At 31.5% G+C, this 26,266-nt stretch carries 22 protein-coding genes; 8 read left to right on the top strand and 14 right to left on the bottom strand.

Annotated elements, in window-relative coordinates; translation table 11 throughout:
- Nucleotides 1-5: 5 nt before the first annotated feature.
- From ACIQZ1_RS03915 to ACIQZ1_RS03900, 4 genes are all read right to left on the bottom strand, one after another.
- On the bottom strand, nt 6-176 hold the full coding sequence (locus ACIQZ1_RS03915; protein WP_396149931.1) for a CcoQ/FixQ family Cbb3-type cytochrome c oxidase assembly chaperone: 171 nt from the start codon (nt 174-176) through the stop codon (nt 6-8).
- A 4-nt stretch (nt 177-180) separates the two neighbouring features.
- Nucleotides 181-2,358: a cytochrome-c oxidase, cbb3-type subunit I gene (gene ccoN / locus ACIQZ1_RS03910; protein WP_396159259.1), complete on the bottom strand. Its 2,178-nt coding sequence runs from the start codon at nt 2,356-2,358 to the stop codon at nt 181-183.
- Between the two features lie 9 nt (nt 2,359-2,367).
- Nucleotides 2,368-2,529, bottom strand: coding sequence for a cbb3-type cytochrome oxidase assembly protein CcoS (ccoS, locus tag ACIQZ1_RS03905; protein WP_396159257.1), 162 nt, complete (start codon nt 2,527-2,529; stop codon nt 2,368-2,370).
- Nucleotides 2,530-2,609: 80 nt separating this feature from the next.
- Complete coding sequence (locus ACIQZ1_RS03900) at nt 2,610-4,997, bottom strand: heavy metal translocating P-type ATPase (RefSeq protein ID WP_396159272.1); 2,388 nt, start codon at nt 4,995-4,997, stop codon at nt 2,610-2,612.
- Nucleotides 4,998-5,106: 109 nt separating this feature from the next.
- Between ACIQZ1_RS03900 and ACIQZ1_RS03895 the strand changes: the two genes are divergently transcribed.
- A complete protein-coding gene (locus tag ACIQZ1_RS03895; RefSeq protein WP_396159255.1) occupies nt 5,107-5,784 on the top strand; it encodes a Crp/Fnr family transcriptional regulator in 678 nt (225 codons plus the stop codon).
- Nucleotides 5,785-5,998: 214 nt separating this feature from the next.
- On the top strand, nt 5,999-6,457 hold the full coding sequence (locus ACIQZ1_RS03890; RefSeq protein WP_396159253.1) for an RNA methyltransferase: 459 nt from the start codon (nt 5,999-6,001) through the stop codon (nt 6,455-6,457).
- 3 nt (nt 6,458-6,460) lie between these two features.
- Here ACIQZ1_RS03890 and ACIQZ1_RS03885 read toward each other — a convergent pair whose 3' ends face one another.
- From ACIQZ1_RS03885 to clpB, 6 genes are all read right to left on the bottom strand, one after another.
- A complete protein-coding gene (locus ACIQZ1_RS03885) occupies nt 6,461-7,312 on the bottom strand; it encodes an aldose 1-epimerase family protein (RefSeq protein WP_396159252.1) in 852 nt (283 codons plus the stop codon).
- A complete protein-coding gene (locus ACIQZ1_RS03880) occupies nt 7,309-7,869 on the bottom strand; it encodes a GNAT family N-acetyltransferase (RefSeq protein WP_396159250.1) in 561 nt (186 codons plus the stop codon). Before ACIQZ1_RS03880 ends, ACIQZ1_RS03885 begins: the two co-directional genes overlap by 4 nt.
- A 129-nt stretch (nt 7,870-7,998) precedes the next feature.
- The gene (locus ACIQZ1_RS03875) at nt 7,999-9,573 is read right to left on the bottom strand and encodes a S41 family peptidase (protein WP_396159248.1); all 1,575 of its coding nucleotides are present in this window, start codon (nt 9,571-9,573) and stop codon (nt 7,999-8,001) included.
- Nucleotides 9,574-9,604: 31 nt separating this feature from the next.
- Entirely contained in the window at nt 9,605-10,399 is a 795-nt protein-coding gene (locus ACIQZ1_RS03870) for a sulfite exporter TauE/SafE family protein (RefSeq protein ID WP_396159246.1), read from the bottom strand.
- 83 nt (nt 10,400-10,482) lie between these two features.
- The gene (locus ACIQZ1_RS03865) at nt 10,483-10,875 is read right to left on the bottom strand and encodes a DUF1801 domain-containing protein (protein WP_396159244.1); all 393 of its coding nucleotides are present in this window, start codon (nt 10,873-10,875) and stop codon (nt 10,483-10,485) included.
- Between the two features lie 81 nt (nt 10,876-10,956).
- Complete coding sequence (clpB, locus tag ACIQZ1_RS03860) at nt 10,957-13,548, bottom strand: ATP-dependent chaperone ClpB (RefSeq protein WP_396159242.1); 2,592 nt, start codon at nt 13,546-13,548, stop codon at nt 10,957-10,959.
- Nucleotides 13,549-13,709: 161 nt separating this feature from the next.
- Here clpB and ytxJ point away from each other — a divergent pair, with 161 nt between their 5' ends.
- Complete coding sequence (ytxJ, locus tag ACIQZ1_RS03855) at nt 13,710-14,108, top strand: bacillithiol system redox-active protein YtxJ (protein ID WP_396159240.1); 399 nt, start codon at nt 13,710-13,712, stop codon at nt 14,106-14,108.
- 49 nt (nt 14,109-14,157) lie between these two features.
- Here ytxJ and ACIQZ1_RS03850 read toward each other — a convergent pair whose 3' ends face one another.
- Together ACIQZ1_RS03850 and fahA are read right to left on the bottom strand one after the other, a co-directional pair.
- On the bottom strand, nt 14,158-15,339 hold the full coding sequence (locus tag ACIQZ1_RS03850; RefSeq protein WP_396159238.1) for a hypothetical protein: 1,182 nt from the start codon (nt 15,337-15,339) through the stop codon (nt 14,158-14,160).
- Between the two features lie 36 nt (nt 15,340-15,375).
- Nucleotides 15,376-16,662: a fumarylacetoacetase gene (fahA, locus tag ACIQZ1_RS03845; RefSeq protein ID WP_396159236.1), complete on the bottom strand. Its 1,287-nt coding sequence runs from the start codon at nt 16,660-16,662 to the stop codon at nt 15,376-15,378.
- Between the two features lie 111 nt (nt 16,663-16,773).
- Here fahA and glyA point away from each other — a divergent pair, with 111 nt between their 5' ends.
- From glyA to ACIQZ1_RS03820, 5 genes are all read left to right on the top strand, one after another.
- Nucleotides 16,774-18,048: a serine hydroxymethyltransferase gene (gene glyA / locus ACIQZ1_RS03840; protein WP_396159234.1), complete on the top strand. Its 1,275-nt coding sequence runs from the start codon at nt 16,774-16,776 to the stop codon at nt 18,046-18,048.
- A 119-nt stretch (nt 18,049-18,167) separates the two neighbouring features.
- Nucleotides 18,168-18,755: a tRNA-(ms[2]io[6]A)-hydroxylase gene (locus ACIQZ1_RS03835; protein WP_396159270.1), complete on the top strand. Its 588-nt coding sequence runs from the start codon at nt 18,168-18,170 to the stop codon at nt 18,753-18,755.
- Nucleotides 18,756-18,811: 56 nt separating this feature from the next.
- Nucleotides 18,812-21,034 carry a M20/M25/M40 family metallo-hydrolase gene (locus tag ACIQZ1_RS03830; protein ID WP_396159233.1) on the top strand — a complete coding sequence of 741 codons (2,223 nt, stop codon included), beginning with the start codon at nt 18,812-18,814 and terminating at the stop codon, nt 21,032-21,034.
- 13 nt (nt 21,035-21,047) lie between these two features.
- Nucleotides 21,048-21,917 carry a cation diffusion facilitator family transporter gene (locus ACIQZ1_RS03825; protein ID WP_396159231.1) on the top strand — a complete coding sequence of 290 codons (870 nt, stop codon included), beginning with the start codon at nt 21,048-21,050 and terminating at the stop codon, nt 21,915-21,917.
- 8 nt (nt 21,918-21,925) lie between these two features.
- Nucleotides 21,926-22,303 (top strand): hypothetical protein, encoded by a 378-nt coding sequence (locus tag ACIQZ1_RS03820; protein ID WP_396159229.1) that lies wholly within the window; start codon nt 21,926-21,928, stop codon nt 22,301-22,303.
- A 36-nt stretch (nt 22,304-22,339) separates the two neighbouring features.
- Here ACIQZ1_RS03820 and ACIQZ1_RS03815 read toward each other — a convergent pair whose 3' ends face one another.
- Nucleotides 22,340-22,750: a tetratricopeptide repeat protein gene (locus tag ACIQZ1_RS03815; protein ID WP_396159227.1), complete on the bottom strand. Its 411-nt coding sequence runs from the start codon at nt 22,748-22,750 to the stop codon at nt 22,340-22,342.
- Nucleotides 22,751-22,797: 47 nt separating this feature from the next.
- Nucleotides 22,798-26,220, bottom strand: coding sequence for a methylmalonyl-CoA mutase family protein (locus ACIQZ1_RS03810; protein WP_396159225.1), 3,423 nt, complete (start codon nt 26,218-26,220; stop codon nt 22,798-22,800).
- Nucleotides 26,221-26,266 lie beyond the last annotated feature (46 nt).

Here is a 26,266-nt window from a genome sequence, read left to right as displayed (position 1 = left end):
TTGTTTTATTTCTCGTTAAAAGGTAATTCACTCATAATTTTCACTTGTTCTTTACTATAAGACAAAGCATATATTAAGTAAGAAATAAATATGGTAAAGAAAATTACTAATGATATTATAGGATAAATCTCTACTCCATTAATACCTTCCATGTTGTGTTTTACAAATTTTAACATATCCTTATTTTTTTACTTTAATATCCGTTCCTAAACGTTGCAAGTATGCAATTAAGGCTACAATTTCTCTATCTTTCATTTGTACGAAAGGTTCGCCTGTAAGTTTTGCTTTTTCTTTACTTGCTGCATATGATTTAGAGAAATTTGGATCTGTTTCTAAACCTTTTTCAATTTCTACAGCTTGTTTTTCAATACTTATAAATGCATTAGCAATTTCGGCATCTGTATAAGGTACGCCTAACGTTTTCATCACACTCATTTTTTTCTGAATGTCGTCATGTTTCATTTTCTTATTATCAAACATCCATTTATACGCTGGCATTATAGAACCAGTTGTTGTAGCTTGTGGATTCCACATATGGCTAAAGTGCCAACTGTGTGGATATTTTCCACCTACTCGCATTAAATCTGGACCAGTTCTTTTTGAACCCCATAAAAATGGATGATCATATACATATTCTCCAGATTTAGAATATTCACCATAACGTTTTACTTCACTTCTAAATGGGCGAACCAGTTGTGAGTGACAATTATTACAACCTTCGCGAATGTACAAGTCTCGTCCTTCTAATTCCAATGGTGTATAAGGTTTAACGCTTGTTATCGTTGCGATATTTGATTTCACAATTAACATAGGTACAATTTGAATTAATCCACCAATAGAAACTGCCAAAACTGTTAAAATGGTAAATTGAACTGGCTTACGTTCTAACCAAGCGTGTAATTTTTCATTTCTCAATCGACTTGATGCGATTACTGGTAGCGCAACTGCTTCTGCTTCTTCATCTGTAACTGCAGAACCTGCTTTTACTGTTTTAATTACATTATACACTCCAACTAAAACACCTGTTAAGTATAACACACCACCTACTGCACGCATAGCATACATTGGCATAATTTCCACTACAGTATCCATAAATTGGCCATATACTAATGTGCCGTCTTCATTAAATTGTTTCCACATTAATGATTGTACAAAACCTGCCACATACATAGGTAAAGCATATAAAATGATACCTAATGTTCCAATCCAAAAATGAAAATTAGCTAATTTTTCTGAATATAATTTTGTTTTAGTAATTCTTGGTATAATCCAATAAATCATACCAAATGTCATGAAACCATTCCAAGCTAATGCGCCAACGTGAACGTGTGCGACAATCCAGTCCGTAAAGTGAGCAATCGCATTTACGTTTTTAAGTGATAACATAGGACCTTCAAAAGTGGCCATTCCATAACCGGTTACCCCAACTACGAAGAATTTTAAAACTGCATCTGTTCTAACTTTATCCCAAGCACCTCTTAAAGTTAATAATCCATTAATCATACCTCCCCAAGATGGAGCAATTAGCATAATTGAAAATACTACTCCTAAATTTTGCGCCCAATCTGGTAATGTTGAATATAATAAATGATGAGGGCCTGCCCAAATGTATAAGAAAATTAACGACCAAAAGTGGATAATTGACAATCTATATGAATATACTGGTCTGTTAGCCGCTTTAGGTAAATAATAATACATTAATCCTAAAAATGGTGTAGTTAAGAAAAATGCTACCGCATTATGTCCGTACCACCATTGCACCAGAGCATCTTGAACACCTGCATAAACAGAATAACTTTTTGTTAATGAAACAGGTATTGCAATACTATTTACAATGTGTAATAAGGCAACTGCAACAAAAGTGGCGATGTAAAACCAAATAGCAACATAAATATGACGTTCTCTTCGCTTAACAATAGTTCCAATCATATTAATACCAAACGCCACCCAAACTAAGGCAATTGCTATATCAAATGGCCATTCTAATTCGGCATATTCTTTTGAAGTAGTAATTCCCATTGGTAATGTTATGGCAGCACCTAAAATAATAAGTTGCCAACCCCAAAAGTTTACCTGACTTAAAAAATCGCTATACATTCTTGCTTTAAGCAAACGTTGTAAAGAGTAATATACTCCTGCAAAAACGGCATTTCCAACAAACGCAAAAATAACTGCGTTGGTATGTAATGGTCTTAATCTTCCATAACTTAACCACGGTATACCGTCTGTTAAATTAGGAAAAAGATAAAATAAAGCCACAAGCAGTCCTACTGACATTCCGACTACTCCAAAAAGTAGCGATGCATAAATAAAATTACGAACGATTTTATTATCATAACGAAATTGTTGCATTTCCATAATTAATGTTTATTTAGTTTTAGTTTTTTTTAATTCATCGTCAAAAAGCATACGAACAGACGGTGTGTAATCATCATCATATTGTCCGCTTTTTACAGCGAAAATAAACGTGATTAAAAACACAATGGCTATTAAGATGCTAATGGTTATAAGAAAATATATGATACTCATACCTCTATAAGTTTTAAACAAAATTAGATTAGTGTGACGCAATTAAATATGATATTTGTCATGTATTGAATTTATTTTATTTAAAATTTGATTTTTTTACCGTAAAATTTACTCAATATGGTTACTAAGCTCACAATCGTAATAGCGCTCATAGGCATAATAATGGCTGCAAACAATGGTGATAATTTACCTGTTAAAGCAAAAGCTAATCCTACTGAATTGTATAATAATGATAAGCCAAAACTCATATAAATGGTTTTCATAGCGTTTTTAGAATACTGTATATAATGAAACAATTTTTGAAATTGCGAAGCGTCCATAATACCATCACAAGCAGGTGAAAAGACATTTACATTCTCTGAAAGTGCAATTCCAATATTACTTTGAGCTAAAGCGCCTGCATCATTTAATCCATCGCCTACCATCATTACATTTTTACCTTCGTTTTGAAGTTTTTGTATATATTCTAATTTTTGCTCTGGTTTTTGATGGAATACCAATTTAGTATTTTGTGGCAAAACGGATTGTAAATACTCTTGTTCACCATCGTTATCACCAGATAAAATGACAGTTTTGAAGTTGTTTTTATCCAACTGATTGAACAATGTATTTAACCCTTCTCTATATTGATGGTTGAAGGCAAAATACCCTTTATATTGAGATCCAATTTCAATATGTACTTTAGTATTTTTATCTTTTTCAATTTCTAATTTTAAATTCATTAAGTGAAGAGAACCTATTTTATATATACTATTTTCAACTGAAGCTAACATTCCTTTTCCTACAATTTCTTCGTATGTATTAATTGATATTATTTCAGATTGAGGTAAAAACGCATACAGTTTTCTACTTAAAGGATGATTTGAATTTCTGACAATGCTTTTAATATTTGCAAGTTCCTTATCGGATAAATCTGTACCTGTATATTCTATAGTTGATTTTAAAGACGACGTAATGGTTCCTGTTTTATCAAAAACAATCGTATCTACTTTTGCCATTTGTTCAATCACTTGCGCATTTTTTAAATACATTTTTTTGTTTCCCATAATTCGTAACACATTACCTAAGGTAAAAGGTGCGGTTAAAGCCAAAGCACACGGACACGCTACAATTAGCACTGCAGTGAAAACATTAAACGCTAAATACGCATTTATAAACAGCCAAAAAATTAAGGATCCAAAAGCTAACAAAAGTAAAGCTGGTGTGAAATACTGACTTACTTTGTCTGTAATCGATTTGTGTTTCTGTTCTATTTTTTTTTGAAAGACATCATTACTCCACAATTGCGTTAAATAGCTTTGCGAAACGGAAAACAACACTTCCATTTCAATTATACCGCCCATTTGTTTGCCGCCTGCAAAAACTTTATCGCCCGATTTTTTTTCAATTGGAATGGCTTCACCAGTAACAAAACTATAATCTAAAGCTGTTTTTGGTGAAATTAATATTCCATCAACTGGAATTAATTCTTGATTTCTGATAATTAATCTATCACCTTTTTCTACATCATAAATTTGGCAAGGTTCCTCTTCTCCATTTTGATTAATTTTCGTAACAGCAATTGGAAAATAAGATTTAAAATCGCGTTCAAATGATAAAAAATCATATGTTTTTTGTTGAAATAATTTTCCTAACAACATAAAGAAAACCAATCCTGTTAAACTATCAAAATAACCTTGACCGTAATCAAAAGTAATATCAATTACACTTCGTATAAACATGACAATTATTCCTAAAGCTATAGGAATATCAATGTTTAACATCTTAGATTTGATACTTTTATAAGCAGAAATATAATAACCACTTGCCGAATATAAAAAAGAAGGTAAGGATAAAAAGAAAATCAACGTTCTAAAGAAATTTCGATATTTATTTATCCAAAATTCATCTACTTCAAAATATTCTGGAAATGATAAAAGCATAATGTTTCCAAAACAGAAAAAAGCAATTCCTAATTTATAAATTAAACTTCTATCAATTTGTTTGGTGTCTGTTTCGTAGTTTTCTAAACTAATATAAGGTTCATAACCAATGGATGACAGTAAATAAACGATGTCTTTTAGATTAGTTTGCTCTGAATCATAAGTAATTCGAACCTTTTTTTGTGTAAAATTAACTTGAGAAGTACTTATTCCCTTTTGAAGTTTTTGTAAATTCTCCAAAATCCAAATACATGAACTACAGTGAATATGTGGTATGTATAAGGAAACAATATAAATTGTATTTTCTTGAAATTCCAATAATTTGGATTGAATTTTTTCATCATCTAAAAAATCATATTTACCTTTAATTTCTTGTGGTGTGGCTCCTGGAGCCGATTGAAAATCGTAATAACACGTTAAATCATTTTGACTAAATATTTCATATACTGTTTTGCATCCCACACAACAGAATGATTTTTCGTCAAATTGTATTTCTTCCTTTGCAGTATATTCCTTACCACAATGAAAACAATTTTTATTGCCCATAATAATGCTCATTTTACCTAATACAAAGGTTGTATATTGTTCATAAGTAAAATATGATATTTGTCATACTATTTGTAAATTTGTACCAACTTCAACTAATTTTGTTTTTATGGGGAAATGTGAACAATGCATTGTTAGAGAATTTAGTGCTATTAAGGCATTAAAAAAAGATGAGTTATTGAGGATTGCCGATTGTAAAACATCATACACCGTAAAAAAAGGAGAAACCGTTTTTAATGAAGGTGATGCCTTAAATGGTATCTATTGTATTAAAGATGGCGTTTGTAAATTATCAAAACTTAGCGATAATGGTAAAGATCAAATAGTAAAACTTGTAAAAAAAGGAGAACTTTTAGGACAACGTTCTTTGATAAGTGAAGAATCTACTAATCTAAGTGCTGTTGCTGTTGAAGACATGCAAATTTGTTTTATTCCAAAACAAGAAATTTTACAGTTTTTTAACGAAAATAATCAGTTTTCATTAAATATGATGAAATCGGTTTGTGGTGATTTAAAAGATGCCGATGATAATATGGTGAATTTGGCACAAAAAACGGTAAAACAACGTTTAGCTGAAACCTTACTTAAATTAGAAACCGACTTTGGCATTCACGAAGATGGAAGTTTAAAAATTCAATTATCACGTGAAGAAATAGCTGGAATGATTGGCACAGCTACTGAAAGTTGCATTCGATTACTATCTGAATTTAACAAAGAAGGTTGGATTTCTTTACAAGGCAAAAAAATTACCATTACCAATAAGAAAGAATTACAAAGGTTAATTTAATTCCTAGTTTTAAAAAAACACCACAACGTTTGTCACCCTGAAAGGGTCTCACGAAAAATAATTCACAACAGTATTAAAAATAAAAAAACCTTTCGGGAGGACAAATTTGTGATTACTTTGTGGAAAATGGGAACACAGATTTAAAGAATTAAACAAATCAAATAGACTTGACAATTCGTAGTTAAAAAAAGTAGTATTTTACATTAAACTTAACATGAACGATAATTTTATAAACGAATTTTTTGGAATAGGTATACAAAACGGAAAAACACCCGAAAACTTAGGAATGCTTTGGCGTTCGGCGCAGAATTTTGGTGCGAGTTTTATTTTTACCATTGGAAAACGATATGCCAAACAAGCTTGCGACACACACAACGCAGTAAAAGCGATTCCTTATTTTCATTATGATACTTTTGAAGCATTTTACGAAAACTTACCTAAAGGCGCAAGATTAGTTGGCGTTGAACTTGATGATGCCGCAGTAGATTTAGAAACTTTTCATCATCCGCAACGTTGTGTGTACTTATTAGGTGCAGAAGATCATGGCATGACCAAAAAAGCTATGGAAAAATGCCATCATTTAGTAAAATTTAAATCGGAAAAAAGTTTAAATGTTTCTGTTGCTGGTAGTATTATTTTATATGACAGAGGCCTAAGTAAACCCAGAATTTAATACTTATTCTAAAATTTCAATTCGGATAGCTCGTAAAAAATCTTCGCCAGCTGGTAAATGATTCATTCCTTCTTTTTCTTCTAAATTTCCGTTATGATTTATGGCATCTGCCAAACCACACCAAGGTTCAATACATAAAAACGGAGCATTTTGTTTGGTCCAAATTCCTAAATATGGAAAATGATCATAATTTACTTTTAATATCGCTTTGTCATTATATTTTAAAGTAACTTCATTTGAATTTAATTGTTTAAAAACCAACGCATCTTTTTCGAATAAAGCATAATTTAAATTAATAGTATTGTTTTTTGCATCAACCAAAGTGGTTTTTCCAATAAAACTTTCATTTTCTAAATGGTGCGTTTCAAAAGTATCTTCGGCATTAAATTGTAAGGAATAATTTTCAAAATTTTCTGAAATAGCAAAGGCAGGATGTGCTCCAATAGAAAAAGGAAGTACTTCATCCGATTGATTTCGTACAAAATATTCAATAACTAATTCGTTTTCCATTAATGTGTATGCCATTAATAACTTAAAAGTAAAAGGATAAATTGCTTTTGTTTCTTCGGTTTCATTAAGTTCAAAAATAACTTGAAAATCACTTTTTTTATCGAAAGTAAATTCCACATTTCTGGCAAATCCGTGTCGTGGAAGCTGATAAGTTGTTCCATTAAAGGTATAACTATCATTTTTCAAACGACCAACAATGGGAAATAAAACAGGTGAGGTTTTATTCCAATACGTTTCGTCCACTTGCCAAATGTAGTTTTTGGTCTTTTTAACTAATGAAATTAATTCAGCTCCTAAAGTATTTATGGTTGCTGTAAGTTGTGAATTGGAAATTGTAACTATCATTTTTTAAATTCTTTTTTTAATAATCCATAATGTACCGAATCTATAAATGTATCGTTCCAAAAGAAATCTTCGATAAAGTGTCCTTCCTTTCTGAAACCATTTTTTTCCAATACACGAGCTGAAGCAAAATTATCAGGATCGATAATTGCAGTAACAGTATGTAAATGTAATACATCAAATCCGAATGTTAAAATTGTTTTTATAGCTTCTGTAACATATCCTTTATTATGATATTCTGGTAAGGTCATATAACCTAATTCCGAACGTAAATTTTCATGTTGTGTTCTAAAAAAACCAATTATTCCAATCAAAGAATCGTTGTCTTTTTCTGTAATTACCCAATTAATAGCATTGTTTTCTTCTTTGTGACTCAAAAGTGAATTAATATGAGCCAAAGCTTCTTCTTTAGTAGTAATTAAAGGTCTTGGTATAAACTTCATCGTTTCAGGATTGCCTCGAAGAAGCATTACTTCAGGAATATCTTTTTCATTAATTTCTCTAAAACACAAACGCTCAGATTGTAAATTTGGAAACGGAAGTATATTTATATGTATCATAATTTCTTCAATCTGTGTTTCAACTATTAATTTATTTCATAACCGCAAAGTTCGCAAAGATTTTCGCAATGGATGCTAAAGATTTATTGATTTCTAAAATTTTAAAAATTTCTATAATCGGTGTTGTAACTATTTATTTTTTAGTTTAATTAATAATTCTACTTCTTTTTCTCTTCTTATATCCTCTAAAATCCAATTTAACTCGGGATCAATATTGTTATTTCTATCTTCTAAAGTAGGTAAAATTTCTTTATCTGGAAAAACACCTCTTCCTTCAATATTTGTTTTACCAGCGGCACTTACCAAAGCTAAACCTATTCGTAAATTCACTTTACTATTTGGCAATTGCACCAAAGGCATTTGAGCAGCAACCGTTCCATTATAAGCACCTCCGGTTTCTTCGCCTACAAAAAAAGCACGTTGGGTTGACTTTAAATTTGAAGAAATAATACTTGATGCCGAAAAACTACCACCATTAATTAATACATAAATTTTACCTTTAAAATTATTCGGTTTTGGCTTACTTTGTTTAGAATGTCGATTACTTAAATAGGTACCACTTGCTTCTTTTCTTGTTTTAAAATAAAATAAAGGATAAAAAATAGGCGCGCCTAAAATCTTAAAAAACTTAGTAACATAACCACTTCCTTTAAAATAATTCATATGTAAAAAACTGGTTTTTGATACTACTTCGTAATCATCAATAAAGACAAACGGTTCCAGCGTTAAATAACTATATAAATTAGCAATTTCATTCAATCTTCCGCCACCATTATTACGCAAATCAATAATTAAATTTTTAGTGTTTGCTAAAGATAATATGTTAAAAGCTTCTTCGTAAAAATCGTGATAATTTCCATTTGAAAACTGTTTAATCGATATCATTGCAGTGATACTATCTTTATCCAAAAATTTTAATTCTCTGGTAAATGTTTTAGTATCGCTATTAAAGCCATATTTACTATTAAATTTAGCTTTTTCTTTTCTTTCCTTTTTTGATAATTTAGGCATCTTTTGATTTGAATTTGAACCGAATGTATCTCGTTTCACAACAAAAAGAGAATCCTTTCCTTCAAGTTTTAGGAGTAGATGTAAACTATCTTGTACTTTTCCTTTATCTAAATTAAAAAACGCACCGAAATATTTTCCTAAATATCTATTAATAAAGGTTGTATTAAAACCGTCCGAAGCTATTCTTTTAGAAAACAATGAAATTAAATCGGATGGTTTTTCAGAATTTATGGAAATAACTTCGGTATTCGCTTTTATATTATACCTTGAGCGATTTTTAGTAATTATTAATTTGTTGTCGATATATTCAAAATCAAATTGTGAAAAAGGTGATTTTCCTTTTTTATTTAGTGCTTTTACTTCTTTTTTTGTAGATTTTGGTAAACTTGGTGAAACGCTTAAATGTCCTTGTCCAACATTTTTAACCACTTGGCTCAATTCTTTATAAAAAGCCAAACCCGTCATTGACTTTTGGATAGATTTTTTTAAGCTATCAAACTTAAAATCTAATTTTTCTTTAGAAATATACCAATACAATTTTGGATGTAATTGTTTTAGTTTTTTGTACGAATAATCTACGTCTTTTTGAAGCTGAGCTACAGCAATAGGTTGTGTTAATTGCTGATTAAATTTCTTGGTAGATTGACAAGAAAATAAAAATAGCGTACCGAAAAGGATTACAATGTTCTTCATAAATTTGGGGTTTTTATAATGAAAAACAAATCTAACTAAAAAAAACATCATATCCATAACGAAAAATCATTATGCCTACCACGAATAAAAATAATTTTCGAATAAACTGATTGCCTTTTAAAATAGCCATTCTGGTTCCAATTATACTTCCAGATATATTGGAAATCGCCATAATAATTGCAATTTCTAAAATATAATTTCCTTGCGAAAGGAACACGTAAAGGGCGGAAATATTGGTGATGCAATTTATTATTTTCGCATACGCAGATGCTTCTAAAAATTCAAATCCCAAAAGTGCTACAAATCCTAAAACTAAAAAACTTCCTGTTCCTGGACCTAAAAAACCATCATAAAAACCAATAATAATACCCAATAAAAATCCAAATAAATACTTTTTTTTATCGGATAACACTTTTGTAGAATAAGATCCAAAATCTTTCTTTTTAAATGTATATATGGCAATAGCAATTAACATAAAAAAGATAAAAGGTTTCAGAATGTTCACGTCAATTCGACTAACCAATTTCGCACCAATAAAAGAAAAAATAAAGGAGCTAAAAGCAGTAATTAATAATAATTTCCAATTGAACGTTACTCGTTTTGCATATTGAACAGCTGCAATTGATGTACCTGAAAGCCCAGCTATTTTGTTAGTTCCAAAAGCAGTTGGAATACTTGAATTTGGAAATAAAATCATAAAAGCGGGAAATTGTATTAATCCGCCACCACCAACTATAGCATCAATAAATCCTGCTAAAAGCGAAGCAAAAGCTATAATTATTAAAATGGAAATGTCGTGTTGGGCAAAAAGTTCTAGTAGATTCATACAATTATAAAAAAAGAAACCTACTGATTAACGAAGTCGGTTTTGGGAAATTTTTGTTTTATCAAAAATAAGAATTTTTTCATTTATTTCAAACGCAATAAAACACCTTTTCGTTTCACAATATTTTTATAATCCCATTGAATTACTTTTGCTTTTTCAATCCAACGGATTACATCTTCTCTATTTATTTGTGAGACTTCCGTATATCTTTTTGATGCATCCTTGAATTTTCCAGAACCTATTTTAAGTTCTTTTTCCTCAAAACTCGCACCACTCCAAAATAGCAATCGTACACAATCTTTCAATTTATTATAACCCAAAATTGGATTACCCTCTAAAAACCAAACCGGATGGGCGTGCCAAACTTTGTTTTCGGCTTCTGGTAAATTATCCATAATTATCTCAGACAAAAGACTACAGATTAGATAATTTTCTCCAATTTGATTGTTATTATATTTTTGAATATCTGGATGCATATTGCTTACTTTATGAAGTAAATATAAAAAAGTCTAGCCATCTTTCGACGACTAGACTTAAAAATTTTTTATTTTTATAAATTACTTTTGGTTTCTAAATACCAATTGATTATCAAAACAGTCTAGTAAAACAATAGAATCAGTTTTAATGGTTCCTGCTAAAATTTCTTTCGATAGCTTATTTAATACGTCTCGTTGAATCACTCTTTTTACTGGTCGGGCTCCAAATTCTGGTTCGTATCCTTTTACGGCTAAATATTCAATCGCTTCATTTGTTGCCGACATGGAAATATGCTGTTGTTCTAGCATTTTAAACACCGATTTTAATTGTAAACCTACAATTTGTTTGATATTATCATTTGTCAATGGAGTAAATAGTACAATATCGTCGATTCTGTTAATGAACTCAGGACGAACGGTTTGTTTTAATAAGGCTAAAACCTCAACTTTTGCCGTTTCCATAGCTGCGTCAATACTTCCTTTTACATTCTCAAATTTTTCTTGAATAATATGGCTTCCCATATTTGAAGTCATTATGATAATGGTATTTTTAAAATCAGCCAAACGTCCTTTATTATCCGTTAATCGTCCTTCATCTAATACTTGTAATAATATATTAAACGTATCCGGATGTGCTTTTTCAATTTCATCTAACAAAATTACCGAATACGGTTTGCGTCGTACTGCTTCTGTTAATTGTCCCCCTTCATCATATCCTACATATCCTGGAGGTGCGCCAACCAAACGACTTACGCTATGACGTTCTTGGTATTCGCTCATATCAATTCGCGTCATCGCATTTTCGTCATCAAACAAATAATCGGCTAAAGCTTTCGCTAATTCTGTTTTTCCAACTCCAGTTGTACCTAAGAAAAGGAACGTTCCTAAAGGTTTTTTCATGTCTTGTAAACCGGCACGACTTCTTCTTACTGCGTCAGAAATAGCCTCTATAGCTTCCTCTTGACCCACAACTCTTTTATGCAATTCATCTTCTAAATTCAGTAGTTTTTCACGCTCACTTTGTAGCATTTTTGTAACCGGAATTCCTGTCCACTTTGCAACAACCTCAGCAATATCTTCTTGTGTAACTTCTTCTTTAATTAGCGATTTTTCACTTTGATTTTCAAGTAATTCAATTTGTAACGCGTCTAATTTCTTTTGTGCTTCAACGATTTTACCATATCTTAGTTCGGCAACTTTACCATATTCTGCATCTCTTTCTGCCTTTTCTGCTTCTAATTTATAATCTTCAATTTGTTGCTTATAGCTTTGAATAGCATCTACAACATCTTTCTCCGATTTCCATTTGGCATAAATTTCATTACGTTGTTCTTTTAGTTCTGACAAATCAATATTTAAAATCTTTAATTTCGATTCGTCTTTTTCTCGCTTAATGGCTTCAATTTCAATTTCTAATTGCATGATTTTTCTATCCAAAACATCCAATTCTTCTGGTTTTGAATTAATTTCCATACGTAACTTTGAAGCCGCTTCATCCATTAAATCTATAGCTTTGTCTGGTAAAAATCGATTCGTAATATAACGTTGCGACAATTCAACTGCGGCAATAATAGCATCATCTTTAATTCGTACTTTATGATGTGTTTCGTACTTTTCTTTGATTCCACGTAAAATTGAAATGGCGCTTTCTGTGTCGGGTTCGTCAACAGTAACTCTTTGAAAACGACGTTCTAAAGCTTTATCTTTTTCAAAATATTTTTGATATTCGTCTAAAGTTGTAGCACCAATCGCACGTAATTCACCTCTTGCTAAAGCGGGTTTCAAAATATTTGCCGCATCCATAGCACCTTCTCCTCCTCCTGCTCCTACAAGCGTATGAATTTCATCAATAAAAAGAATGATATCGCCTTCCGCTGAAGTCACTTCTTTTACAACGGCTTTTAATCTTTCTTCAAATTCACCTTTGTATTTTGCACCAGCAATTAATGCACCCATATCTAAGGAATACACAATTTTATCTTTTAAATTTTCTGGTACATCACCATCTACTATTCTGTGTGCTAATCCTTCTGCAATGGCTGTTTTACCTACACCAGGCTCACCAACTAACATCGGATTGTTTTTGGTTCTTCGAGTTAAAATTTGTAATACTCTCCGAATTTCTTCATCTCTACCGATTACTGGATCTAATTTTCCGTTTTTAGCTAAATCGTTTAAATTTTTTCCGTATTTATTTAACGCATTATACGTTTCCTCTGCTGATGAAGAAGTTACTCGTTCACCTTTTCTAAGTTCCGTAATGGCTGCAAGTAAGTCTTTTTCTGTAACCCCTTGATCTTTTAAAAGTTGAGCCACTTTACTTTTCGATTTAAAAATGGCTAAAATGATATGTTCAATTGAAACAAAATCATCATTCATTTTTTTTGCAAAAGTTGTCGCTTCATTTAATGTAGAAGACGCTTCTCGTGAAAACATAATTTCACCACCAGAAACTTTTGGAAAAACATGTATAGTTTGGTCTAACATTTTTTGAAACACGTCCATATTTACATTTACTTTCTTTAAAATAAATGGTGTTACTGTAGCATCAATTTCTAAAATAGCTTTAAAAATATGTTCGTTTTCAAGCTGTTGTTGCCCAAAATTTTGTGCAATTTGCTGAGCCGTTTGCAAAGCTTCTTGCGATTTAATAGTTAAATTATTTAAGCTCATATTTTTTATGTTTTAAACTCTTATTAATTATACTTTAGTTGTAGTATATTTGTTTAAAATTGGTCAATTTACATTCCATAGTCATAAAATTGACAAATTGTCATTGATTTACAATTAAAAACAATTAAAAACAGACAAAATGTCTTAAAAAATTAACAAAAATGAATTTTTTAAAAAATTTCTTTAAGGAAACCTCATCAGAAGAATCAGAATCTTCAAAAGAAGATGTGAAATATTTTCAATTAGATAAAATGGAACAATTTGATGAGATTGATGAAATTTCAGCTACAAAGTCTATTGTAATTTTTAAACACAGTACAAGATGTAGCATCAGTAGAATGGCTTTAAAACAATTTGATGCTGAATTTAATTATCCTGAAGAAAAAATAGTTTGGTATTTATTAGATTTATTACATCACAGAGATTTATCAAACGAGATAGCACATAGATATAATGTTACGCATCAATCACCTCAAATTTTGGTCATACAAAATGGAAAAGCGGTTTTTAATGCTTCCCACGATAGTATTGCTGCAGAAGATTTGAAACAGTTTACTTAATTTAAGATAAAAAAATCGCTTTTAAAAAAGAGATTTTTTTATTCATTATTTATCTTCTAAATCTGTTGCCTGAAATTATGGATTTCAATTTTTCTTTTAAATCTTCACCTGAATCATAAACCATTTGTTCGTTTGTTGGAAACGGTACTGCTCTTCTGTCAAAATATTGAAAATAATCTTGTTCACAAGCTCGTTTATCTCCATTATAATTCGCATAAATATAATTGAAAACAAATTCACTTGATAACGGGTAGGCATCAATTAATTGTTTCGTATTTAAATCGTGAAATTCAACTTTAGCAGTTGTTTGTACCGATTTAAATTGAGTAAATTCATAAATACTTGCTGAGATTGTTTTCATAACATCTACAACCATAGGTTTACCTTCCGAATCTTTAACTTGAACACCTTTGTCATCTAAAAGTGGTTTAGTTCCATCTTTAATTTGTTTTTCTTTAACAAATTGTTTCTCTCGAACTTGTTCTGGTGAAATTTTAATTTCTCTGAAATTTACAACCAATGAAAAATCATAAAAAATATCGCTTTGTTTTTTATTATGATATTCAGTCCATTTATCATTAATTCCAAGCGTACTAAAGTCTAATAAATCATCTTGTAAACGAGATGGAATAACCATATTTGTTTCGTTTTTAGTAGACACTAATACAAAATCAGTTCCTTTAAATTTCGCTTGATCCATTAAATCTCGAACATCTTTATAGTTAGGATTTAACTTATCTAAATACGCCAAATCATCATATGCATCTCGGATAACTAATTTATTTTTAGAAGCAAGTAGTTTTTTTGTATTATCATATAAATATATAGACAAATCAGCTTTACTGGCAATTAATTCGTTAGAATAATCGTTAAAAGGAAAAATTGCATTTCTATTTTCTTTCAATAACTTTAAAGGTAAAACACCTCTTATTCTATCTTGTCGGTTGTGTAATTGGTTATACAAATTATAGATTTTCTCAAAATTGGCAGGATTTTTTTCTTTTACCAATAATGATAAATTATTTAAATCACGTTCTTTCGCTTTGGCAAAAGCTTCTTCCAAAAGATATACATAATCTTGATTTCCTTTGGCATTTTTATTTGTTCTTAAACCATCTAAAGCTCTTTCAATAGCGCCATCATAGTCGCCATTACTTAACATAGACTGCGTTTTTTTTACTCCACAAGAAAACAAAAACAAGGTTAGTAATAATATAATATTCCTTTTCATATATACACTTTTATATTTGGAAAATAATGTGTTACCTTAAAATTTCAATTCAATAGCAGGAAGTAATTTACTTGATACTTCTCCAAAACCAATTCTAATTTGGTCATTTTGACAATATCCTCTAATAATTACCGTGTCGTTATCATTAATAAATTTACGTTCTGAACCATCATTCATTTTAATTGGATTTTGTCCCCCCCAAGAAAGTTCTAACATCGAACCGAAAGAATCTGGTGTGGGTCCTGAAATCGTACCACTTCCCATCATATCTCCAGAATTCACTCTACAACCATTAATTGTATGATGAGCCAATTGCTGACTCATAGTCCAATACATGTATTTAAAATTAGAGTTTGACACTATCGTTTCAACAGTATTTTCTGGCTGAATGGCTACTTGCAAATTAATATCGTAAGCATGATTTCCCGTTTGTTGTAAATAAGGTAATGGCTTTGGATGTTGTTCTGGAGAAGCACATTTAAAAGGTTCCAAAGCATCTAAAGTAACAATCCATGGCGAAATGGATGACGCAAAGTTCTTTGCTAAAAAGGGACCTAAAGGAACATATTCCCATTTTTGAATATCTCTTGCAGACCAGTCGTTAAATAAAACCATTCCGAAAATACATTCTTCTGCTTCTGCAACTGAAACGGGTTCTCCCATCAAATTTGCATCCGTAGTAATAAAAGCCGTTTCTAATTCGAAATCTACCAATCTTGATGGTCCAAAAACAGGTTGGGTTTCGCCATTTGGTAACGTTTGCCCGTATGGTCTATGAACTGGTATACCACTTGGCACAATCGTAGAACTTCTTCCGTGATATCCAACTGGAATATGCAACCAGTTTGGTAATAATGCATTTTCTGGATCGCGGAACATTTTTCCTACATTAGTAGCGTGCTCTTTACTTGAATAAAAATCAGTATAATCACCAATTTGAACAGGTAATAACATTTCAACATCATCTATCTTGAAAATAACAATATTTTTATGCGAATCATTATCTCTTAATTTTGGATTGGTATCTAAAAAAATATCCGATAATCTATTTCGTACTAAACGCCAAGTTTTTCTACCATCAGAAATAAAGTCGTTAAGGGTATCTTGCATAAACATATCGTCAGTAAGTTCAATACCTTCAAAATACCCTAATTGTTGTAGAGCTCCCATATCAATAGCATAATCACCTATTCTTGTACCTATTGTGATTACATCTTCTTTAGTGATAAAAACTCCAAATGGAATGTTTTGAATTGGAAAATCACTATCTTTTTTAACATCTAACCAAGACTTTCTACTTGGATCATTTGCAAAATTTGGCATATCTATTTCGTGTATTATTTTGTTGATAATTGAGCAATCAAAATTAAACTATAGAATCAATTTACCAAACATTTTTTGTATTTTTGACAAAATTTAAATTTATACTTAAAAATGCAACGCGACGAACTTATTTTTGACCTAATTTTAGACGAGCAAGACAGACAAATTCATGGGATTGAATTAATTGCTTCAGAAAACTTTGTGAGCGACCAGGTAATGGAAGCTGCTGGTTCATGTTTAACCAATAAATACGCAGAAGGATATCCTGGAAAAAGATATTATGGCGGTTGTGAAGTAGTAGATATTGTAGAGCAAGTTGCTATTGACCGCGTAAAAGAGTTGTTTGGAGCTGAATATGCTAATGTACAACCCCATTCAGGTTCACAAGCAAACACAGCTGTTTTTGCAGCTTGTTTAAAACCAGGGGATAAAATTTTAGGATTTGATTTGTCTCACGGTGGACATTTAACTCATGGATCACCAGTAAATTTTTCAGGCAAATTATATACTCCAAGTTTTTATGGTGTAGAAGAAGAAACTGGATTATTAAATTACGATAAAATTCAAGAAATTGCTACAAAAGAGCAACCTAAAATGATTATTGCAGGCGCATCAGCTTATTCTCGTGATATGGATTTTAAACGTTTCCGTGAAATTGCAGATTCAGTTGGTGCACTTTTATTAGCTGACATTTCTCATCCATCTGGATTAATTGCAAAAGGATTATTAAACGACCCTATTCCACATTGTCATATTGTTACTACTACAACTCATAAAACATTACGTGGTCCTCGTGGTGGATTAATTATGATGGGAAAAGATTTTGAAAACCCTTGGGGATTAACGACTCCAAAAGGCGATATTAGAATGATGAGTCATGTTTTAGATATGTCTGTTTTCCCTGGAAATCAAGGAGGTCCGTTAATGCATATTATTGCCGCTAAAGCAGTTGCGTTTGGTGAAGCGTTAACAGATGAATTTTTCCGTTATGCATTACAAATGCAAAAAAATGCAAAAGCTATGGCAGAAGCGTTCAACAAAAGAGGTTATAAATTAATTTCTGGAGGAACTGATAACCACATGATGTTGATTGATTTACGTAACAAAAACATTTCTGGTAAAGATGCTGAAAACGCATTGGTTAAAGCTGAAATTACTGTAAATAAAAATATGGTGCCGTTTGATGACAAATCGCCATTTGTTACTTCAGGGATTCGTGTTGGAACACCAGCAATTACAACTCGTGGATTGGTTGAAGAAGATATGGAAACCGTTGTCGCTTTAATAGACAAAGTATTAATGAATTACACTAATGAAGCTGTAATAGAAGAAGTAGCTGAAGAAGTTAACGAACTTATGGGCGAAAGAGCTATGTTTGTTTTTTAATTAAAATAAATAAAAAGTAAAAAAAATAAAAAGGTATTATGTAACAATCATAATGCCTTTTTTAAACAACAACACTTTTTTTAAACATTATAAACCTCATAACCTTCAATAATATGTCTATTTTACGATTGCAATTACCAACAGATCCTCGTTGGGCAAATATAGTAGAAGAAAACTTAGAAGATATTTTAAGTGACCATGCTTGGTGCGAACAAAAAGCCGCAACAAATGCTATAATGCTAATTATTAATAATGCTGAGAAAGAAGACTTGGTAACAGAAATGACTGCGATTTCTATTGAAGAAATGCAACATTTTCAAATGGTTCATGATATTATTAAGGCACGTGGTTATGAATTTTTAAGAGAAAGAAAAGACGATTATGTGAACGATTTAATGAAGTTTTTAAAAAAGTCCTCAGATGGAAGTCGTGAAGGCGGATTAATAGAACGTTTACTTTTTGCAGCTATGATTGAAGCCAGAAGTTGCGAACGATTTAAAGTGCTTTCTGAGAATTTAAAAGATGAAGAATTAGCTCAGTTTTATAGAGATTTAATGGAAAGCGAAGCCGCTCATTATACTACTTTTATAAACTTAGCCAGAAAATATGCAGGAAATATCGATGTAGAAAAACGCTGGAAAGCTTGGTTAACATATGAAGCGAGTGTAATCGCTAAATACGGTGAAGGTGTTACTGTACATGGCTAAAAGTCAAAAGTCGAAAGCAGATTGAATCTTAAAAAATAAATAAAATATAAAATAAAATGGCAATAAATAAATACGCATTTCTTTCGTTTCTATTTCTTTCATTAACTGTTCAAGGACAAGAAAGAAATCTAAGAAATATAAAAAAACTAACTTTTGGTGGTGATAATGCTGAGGCATATTTTAGTCCTGATAGTAAAAACTTGACCATGCAAGTTACCAATACACAATTTGGTGTACCATGCGATCAAATTTACTCGTTAGATTTAACACAACCCATAACTGATTTTAACAATCTGAAATTAGTATCTACAGGAAAAGGAAGAACTACTTGTTCATATTATATGCCAGATGGCAAACACATTATTTATGCTTCTACTCATGAAGCCAATGTAGCTTGTCCTGCCCCACCAAAACCTAAAGACGGAAAGTACCTATGGGCCATTTATCCTGAATTTGAAATTTATATGGCAACTAAATCGGGTGAAATTGTAAAAAAATTAACGAATTCTCCAGGTTACGATGCTGAAGCTGTGGTTTCTCCTGACGGAAAAAAAATAGCCTTCACAAGTATTCGTTCAGGTGATTTAGAAATTTACACCATGGATATTGATGGTAGCAATTTAAAACAAATTACGTTTGGTTTGGGATATGATGGCGGATGTTTCTTTTCGCACGATAGTAAAAAATTAGTCTTTCGTTCCTCTCGCCCTACCACAGAAAAAGACGTTAAAGAATACAAAGATTTATTGGCAGAAAATTTAGTGATGCCAACTAATATGGAAATTTATACTTGTAATATTGATGGCTCAGATTTAAAACAAATCACCAAATTAGGTAAAGCCAATTGGGCGCCCTTTTTTCATCCATCAGACAAAAAAATTATTTTTTCATCCAATCATCACGCTACTAAAGGATATGATTTTCAATTGTATATGATTAACATTGATGGTACTGGATTGAAACAAATTACCTATGAAAGTGAATTTAATGCGTTTCCACAATTTTCACCTGACGGAAAAAAATTAGTATTTTCAAGTAATCGTCAACAAGATAAAGCGCGTGAAACAAATGTATTTATTGCCGATTGGGTAGAAACAGATGAAGTTGAAAATGCTGATAGTAAAAATTTAAAAAAACACATTTCGTATTTATCTTCTGATGCCTTAGAAGGAAGACTTTCTGGAAGTAAAGCCGAGAAAACAGCCGCAAAATATATTGAAAGTGAATTTAAAAAATTAGGTTTACAACCTTATAACAAAACCTTTTTACAGCCTTTTTCATATCGATACAAAACAAATCCACATGCAGATTCAACAGTTGTAGGCGATTTATTAAATTCAAATAATGTAATTGCTTATTTAGATAATGGGGCAAAAAAAACCATTGTTATAGGGGCACATTACGACCATTTGGGAAGAAACGAACATAATAATTCTACCAAACCGTTCTCTAAAGGTATAATTCATAATGGTGCAGACGACAATGCTTCCGGTGTAGCTGGTGTTTTAGATTTGGCTCGTATTTATGCAAAAAACAATACAAAAGAAAAAGTAAATTTCATTTTTGCTTTATTTTCTGGCGAAGAAGACGGCTTAATTGGTTCAAAACATATGGCTGAATCAATTAAAACGCTTTATCCAAATGTAATCACAATGATTAATATGGATATGATTGGAAGATTAGACGATAAGAAAAGTCTTATAGTTGGTGGCACGGGTACCTCTCCTATTTTCTCAGAATTAATTCAACGTAACAAACCTGCGGGATTTGGAGTTACAGAAGAAACTGGCGGAATTGGACCATCTGATCATACTTCATTTTACTTAAAAGATATTCCTGTACTGTTTTTATTTACAGGAACGCATGAAGATTATCACAAACCAAGTGATGATGAAGAAAAAATTAATTATTATGGCGTAACCAATATTGTAAATTATGTTTTTAGAATTGCAAATGAATTGGCCGAAAAAGAAAACATTGAATTTACCAAAACCAAAATAAACAGCGAAAAGAAAATGGCAAAATACAAAGTAACTCTTGGAATTATGCCAGATTATGCTGAACATGGCGATGGGTTACACGTAGACGGCGTAACTGAAGACCGTCCAGCCATTAAAGCCGGAATTAAAGAAGGTGATATCATAACAAAAATTGGCGATTGTGAAGTCAAAGAAGTGTATAGTTATATGGAATGTTTAGCCAAAATTAATTCAGGTGAAACGAAAGAAGTTGTTTTTATTAGAGACGGAAAAACTAATAAGGTCAATGTAACGTTTTAAATGAAACTATAAAATGACAAACGAGCAAACAGCCATAAAAGCCACTTATTTTAGTATTATTGGCAACACCAGTTTAGCGATAATTAAAGGGTTGGCTGGTTTTTTCGGGAATTCTTATGCATTAGTAGCTGATGCAATAGAATCTACAACGGATATTTTTGCTTCGTTTTTAGTTTTATTTGGAATTAAATATTCAAACCGACCAGCAGATGAAAATCATCCTTATGGTCACGGAAGAGCTGAACCTTTAATTACTTTTCTTGTAGTTGGATTTTTAATTACTTCCGCTACAATTATTGCCTATGAAAGTATAATAAATATTGGAACGCCTCATGATTTACCAAAATCTTGGACATTAATCGTATTGGCAATAATTATTTGCTGGAAAGAATATTCGTTTCAAATGGTAATGAAAAAAAGTATTATTACCAATAGTTCTTCTTTAAAAGCAGATGCCTGGCATCATAGAAGTGATGCAATTACTTCAATAGCAGCTTTTATTGGAATTTCTATAGCTTTAGTTCTAGGAAAGGGCTACGAATCTGCTGATGATTGGGCAGCTTTATTCGCTTCTTTTTTCATTATTTATAATAGTTATTTAATTTTCAGACCTGCTTTAGGTGAAATTATGGACGAACATCGGTATGATGATTTGGTAGAAAACATTCGCATTGAATCATTAAAAGTAGATGGAATAATAGGTACAGAGAAATGTTTTATCAGAAAAGCAGGAATGAAATATCATGTGGACTTACACGCTATTGTTGATGCAACTATTTCTGTGAAAGAAGGACACGATTTGGCACATAAACTAAAAGACACCTTGAGAAGTAAGATTTTAGAATTAGGTCACGTCTTGATTCATATTGAACCGAATGAATAATAAATATAATGAAAAGTAAAATACTAAATTTTCTACTTATCCTTTTCTCACTATTTGGCTATTTGGAATGGAGTGGTAAGAATCATATGTTTTTGTTTGAAGCAGAAATTGAAATTTTATCTAAATTATTTATAAATCCAAAATCTGTTATTCATCCATTTATAATTTTACCTGTAATTTCTCAATTTTTATTATTGTTTACCTTGTTTCAAAAAACTATCAACAGAAAAATAACCTATATTAGTATTTTTGGATTAGGCTTGTTAATTTACTTTTTGTTTTTCGTTGGATTAATAAGTTTAAACTACAAGATTGCACTTTCAACGCTTCCATTTATAGTAGTTTCAATAGTATCAATGCTACATCATAGAAAATTTAAAGAATAAAAAAAACCTTCCAATTTCTGAAAGGTTTTGTTTATTTTATTTATATTCTTTACAAAATTGCATTATCGCTTTTATAGCATCATCATAACCTGGTTGAACTTCCACAGCTTTTCTAAAATCAGAACAACCACTTTCATTCATACTTAAATAAAATTTAGCAACACCTCTATTATAATAAGCTTTAGCATATTTTGGGTTTAATTTAATTACATCATCAAAATTAATGATTGATTCAGTAAATAAACTCAACTTTATATTACAAACACCAACATAATAATACGATTCATAATTTTTAGGATCTAATTTAATAACTTCAGTAAATATTTCTTTTGCATTTACGAAATCTTTATCCAAAAATTTCATTAATCCCTCATCAAATTTTTTGTCAACTTGTGCTGAAACTTGAAAACAAAATAATAAAATATAAACCTTAAAAAAGAATTTCATACATCAAAAAATTAAATAAATTCTATAAAGTAAATCGTAAATCAAAATTACATATTACGTCTGTATTGTCCACCTACTTCAAACAATGCACTGGTTATTTGACCTAATGAACACACTTTTGTAGCTTCCATTAATTTCTCAAAAATATTTTCGTTACGAATTGCAGCATCTTGTAAATTACTCAAATGCTGATTTACATGATCTAAATTCGCTTTTTGAAGATTATTCAACATATCAATTTGATAGGCTTTTTCTTCTTCCGTTGCACGAATGACTTCCGCAGGAATAACCGTTGGAGAACCTTTTGAACTCAAAAAAGTATTCACACCAATAATTGGAAATTCACCGGTGTGTTTCAAGGTTTCATAATACAAACTTTCTTCTTGAATTTTAGAACGTTGGTACATGGTTTCCATCGCACCCAATACACCGCCACGTTCTGTAATTCGGTCAAATTCTTGTAAAACGGCATCTTCAACCAAATCGGTTAATTCTTCAATAATAAAAGACCCTTGAATTGGATTTTCATTTTTTGCTAGACCTAATTCTTTATTAATAATCAACTGAATTGCCATAGCTCTACGCACTGATTCTTCTGTTGGTGTAGTAATCGCTTCATCGTACGCATTGGTGTGTAACGAGTTACAATTGTCGTAAATTGCATATAAAGCTTGAAGCGTGGTACGAATATCATTAAAATCAATTTCTTGAGCGTGTAACGAACGTCCAGACGTTTGAATATGGTATTTCAACATTTGTGCTCTTTCGTTGGCTCCGTATTTATTTTTCATGGCTTTCGCCCAAATTTTACGAGCTACACGACCAATAACCGCATATTCAGGGTCAATTCCGTTAGAGAAAAAGAACGATAAATTCGGACCAAAATCGTTGATATTCATTCCGCGACTTAAATAGTATTCTACATAAGTAAATCCGTTAGCTAAAGTGAATGCTAATTGCGTAATTGGGTTTGCTCCTGCTTCAGCAATATGATAACCTGAAATAGAAACCGAATAGAAATTACGAACGTTTTCTTTAATGAAATATTCTTGCACATCGCCCATTAAACGTAAAGCGAATTCTGTAGAGAAAATACACGTATTTTGTGCTTGATCTTCTTTTAAAATATCAGCTTGCACGGTTCCACGAACTTGTGCTAATGTTTTAATTTTTATGTCTCGGTACACCTCGGTTGGCAAAACTTGGTCACCTGTTACGCCTAAAAGCATTAAACCTAAACCATTATTTCCTTTTGGCAAAGTTCCTTGATACGTTGGTCGTGTAACCCCTTTTTTCTTATAAATATCATTGATTTTAGCTTCAACTTCTGCTTGCAAACCATTTTCAATAATGTATTTTTCACAATTTTGATCAATTGCCGCATTCATGAAAAACCCTAACAACATAGGCGCTGGTCCATTAATTGTCATGGAAACAGAGGTCATTGGATGACTCAAATCGAAACCCGAATACAATTTTTTTGCATCGTCTAAACAACAAATTGAAACTCCGGCATTTCCAATTTTCCCATAAATATCAGGACGAATGTGTGGATCGTTTCCGTATAAAGTCACCGAGTCAAAAGCTGTTGATAATCGTTTTGCTGGCAATCCGGCAGAAACATAGTGAAAACGTTTGTTTGTTCGTTCTGGACCACCTTCACCTGCAAACATTCTACTTGGGTCTTCGCCTTCTCTTTTAAATGGATACAGTCCAGACGCAAAAGGAAATTCTCCTGGAACGTTTTCTTGTAAATTCCATTTTAAAATATCGCCCCAAGCTTGGTATTTTGGTAAAGCTACTTTTGGAATTTGCGAATGCGATAACGATTCGGTATGTGTAGCAATTTTGATTTCTTTATCACGAACTTTAAAACTATACACTGGATTTTTGTATTTGTTTACTTTTTCGTCCCAAGTTAAAATGATTTCCCAGTTGTAAGGATCTAAGTTCATTTTTACTTTATCAAATTGATCTAAAAGTAAATCCATAAAAACCTGAGATTCCTTCGGAATGACAAAATTATGGTCAATTCCAGCTTTTGTTAGCATTGGTTTGGTTCCCAAAACTGATTCCACAGTTTTAAAAATCCCATATAATTTTTGCGCTACTTCTACTTGAGAAAGAGCTGTTTCATCGTATTTTCTGTTGTTTTCTGCAATTTCAGATAAATAACGCGTTCTGTGTGGAGGAATTACGAAAATTTTCTCGCTCATTTCACGCGTAATTTCAAAAGTCGATTTCAAATCGGCTCCCGTTTTTTCTACAATCTTATCCATAATAGATTTGTAGAGTGTATTCATTCCTGGATCGTTGAATTGCGAAGCGATAGTTCCAAAAATTGGCATCTTATCTGTATCAACATCCCACAAATTATGATTGCGTTGGTATTGTTTTTTCACATCACGAATCGCATCTAAAGCACCACGTTTGTCAAATTTATTTAGCGCCACTAAATCCGCGAAATCTAACATATCGATTTTCTCTAATTGTGTAGCCGCTCCAAATTCGGGAGTCATTACATAAAGCGAAACATCTGAATGGTCCATAATTTCAGTATCCGATTGACCAATTCCAGACGTTTCTAAAATAATGATATCATATTTAGCAGCTTTCAATACTTCAATCGCTTCAGCCACATATTTTGACAAGGCTAAATTGGATTGACGAGTTGCCAACGAACGCATATAAACTCGAGAATTATTAATTGCATTCATTCGGATTCTATCTCCTAATAACGCTCCGCCTGTTTTACGTTTTGAGGGATCAACAGAAATTAATCCGATTGTTTTTTCTGGAAAATCAATTAAAAAACGACGAACCAATTCATCTACTAAAGATGACTTTCCAGCACCACCTGTTCCGGTAATTCCTAAAACAGGAATTTTAGACGTTTCATTCTTTTGGTGAATTTGGTCAAAAACCGATTTAGCAATTTCTGGAAAATTCTCAGCAGCCGAAATTAATCTTGCAATAGCTGTTGGATTTTTTTCTTCTATATGCGATAATTCTCCAGTTAATTTATCTCCAATTGGATAATCAGAACGTTTAACCAAATCGTTAATCATACCTTGTAATCCCATAGCACGACCATCGTCTGGAGAATAAATTCTTTCGATACCGTATTCATGCAACTCAGAAATTTCAGAAGGTAAAATTACTCCGCCTCCACCACCAAATATTTTAATATGCCCAGCTCCTTTTTCCTTCAACAAATCGTACATGTATTTAAAATACTCATTGTGACCTCCTTGATAAGATGTCATTGCAATCGCATTTGCATCTTCTTGAATAGCCGTATTTACAACTTCTTCTACACTTCTATCATGTCCAAGATGAATCACCTCAACACCTGTAGCTTGAATAATTCTACGCATAATGTTTATGGCTGCATCGTGTCCGTCAAAAAGTGACGCTGCTGTAACAATTCTTACTTTATTGATAGGAATATAAGGTATTTGTGGTTCCATTTTTGAATATTAATCGATTTTAAGGGTGCAATTTACGAATTTAATA

Origin of the sequence: Flavobacterium sp. (genome assembly GCF_044341185.1) — a bacterium.
GTDB lineage: Bacteria > Bacteroidota > Bacteroidia > Flavobacteriales > Flavobacteriaceae > Flavobacterium.
The sequence above is the reverse complement of the archived record's forward strand: the minus strand, read 5'-3'. Positions and strand labels throughout refer to the sequence as shown.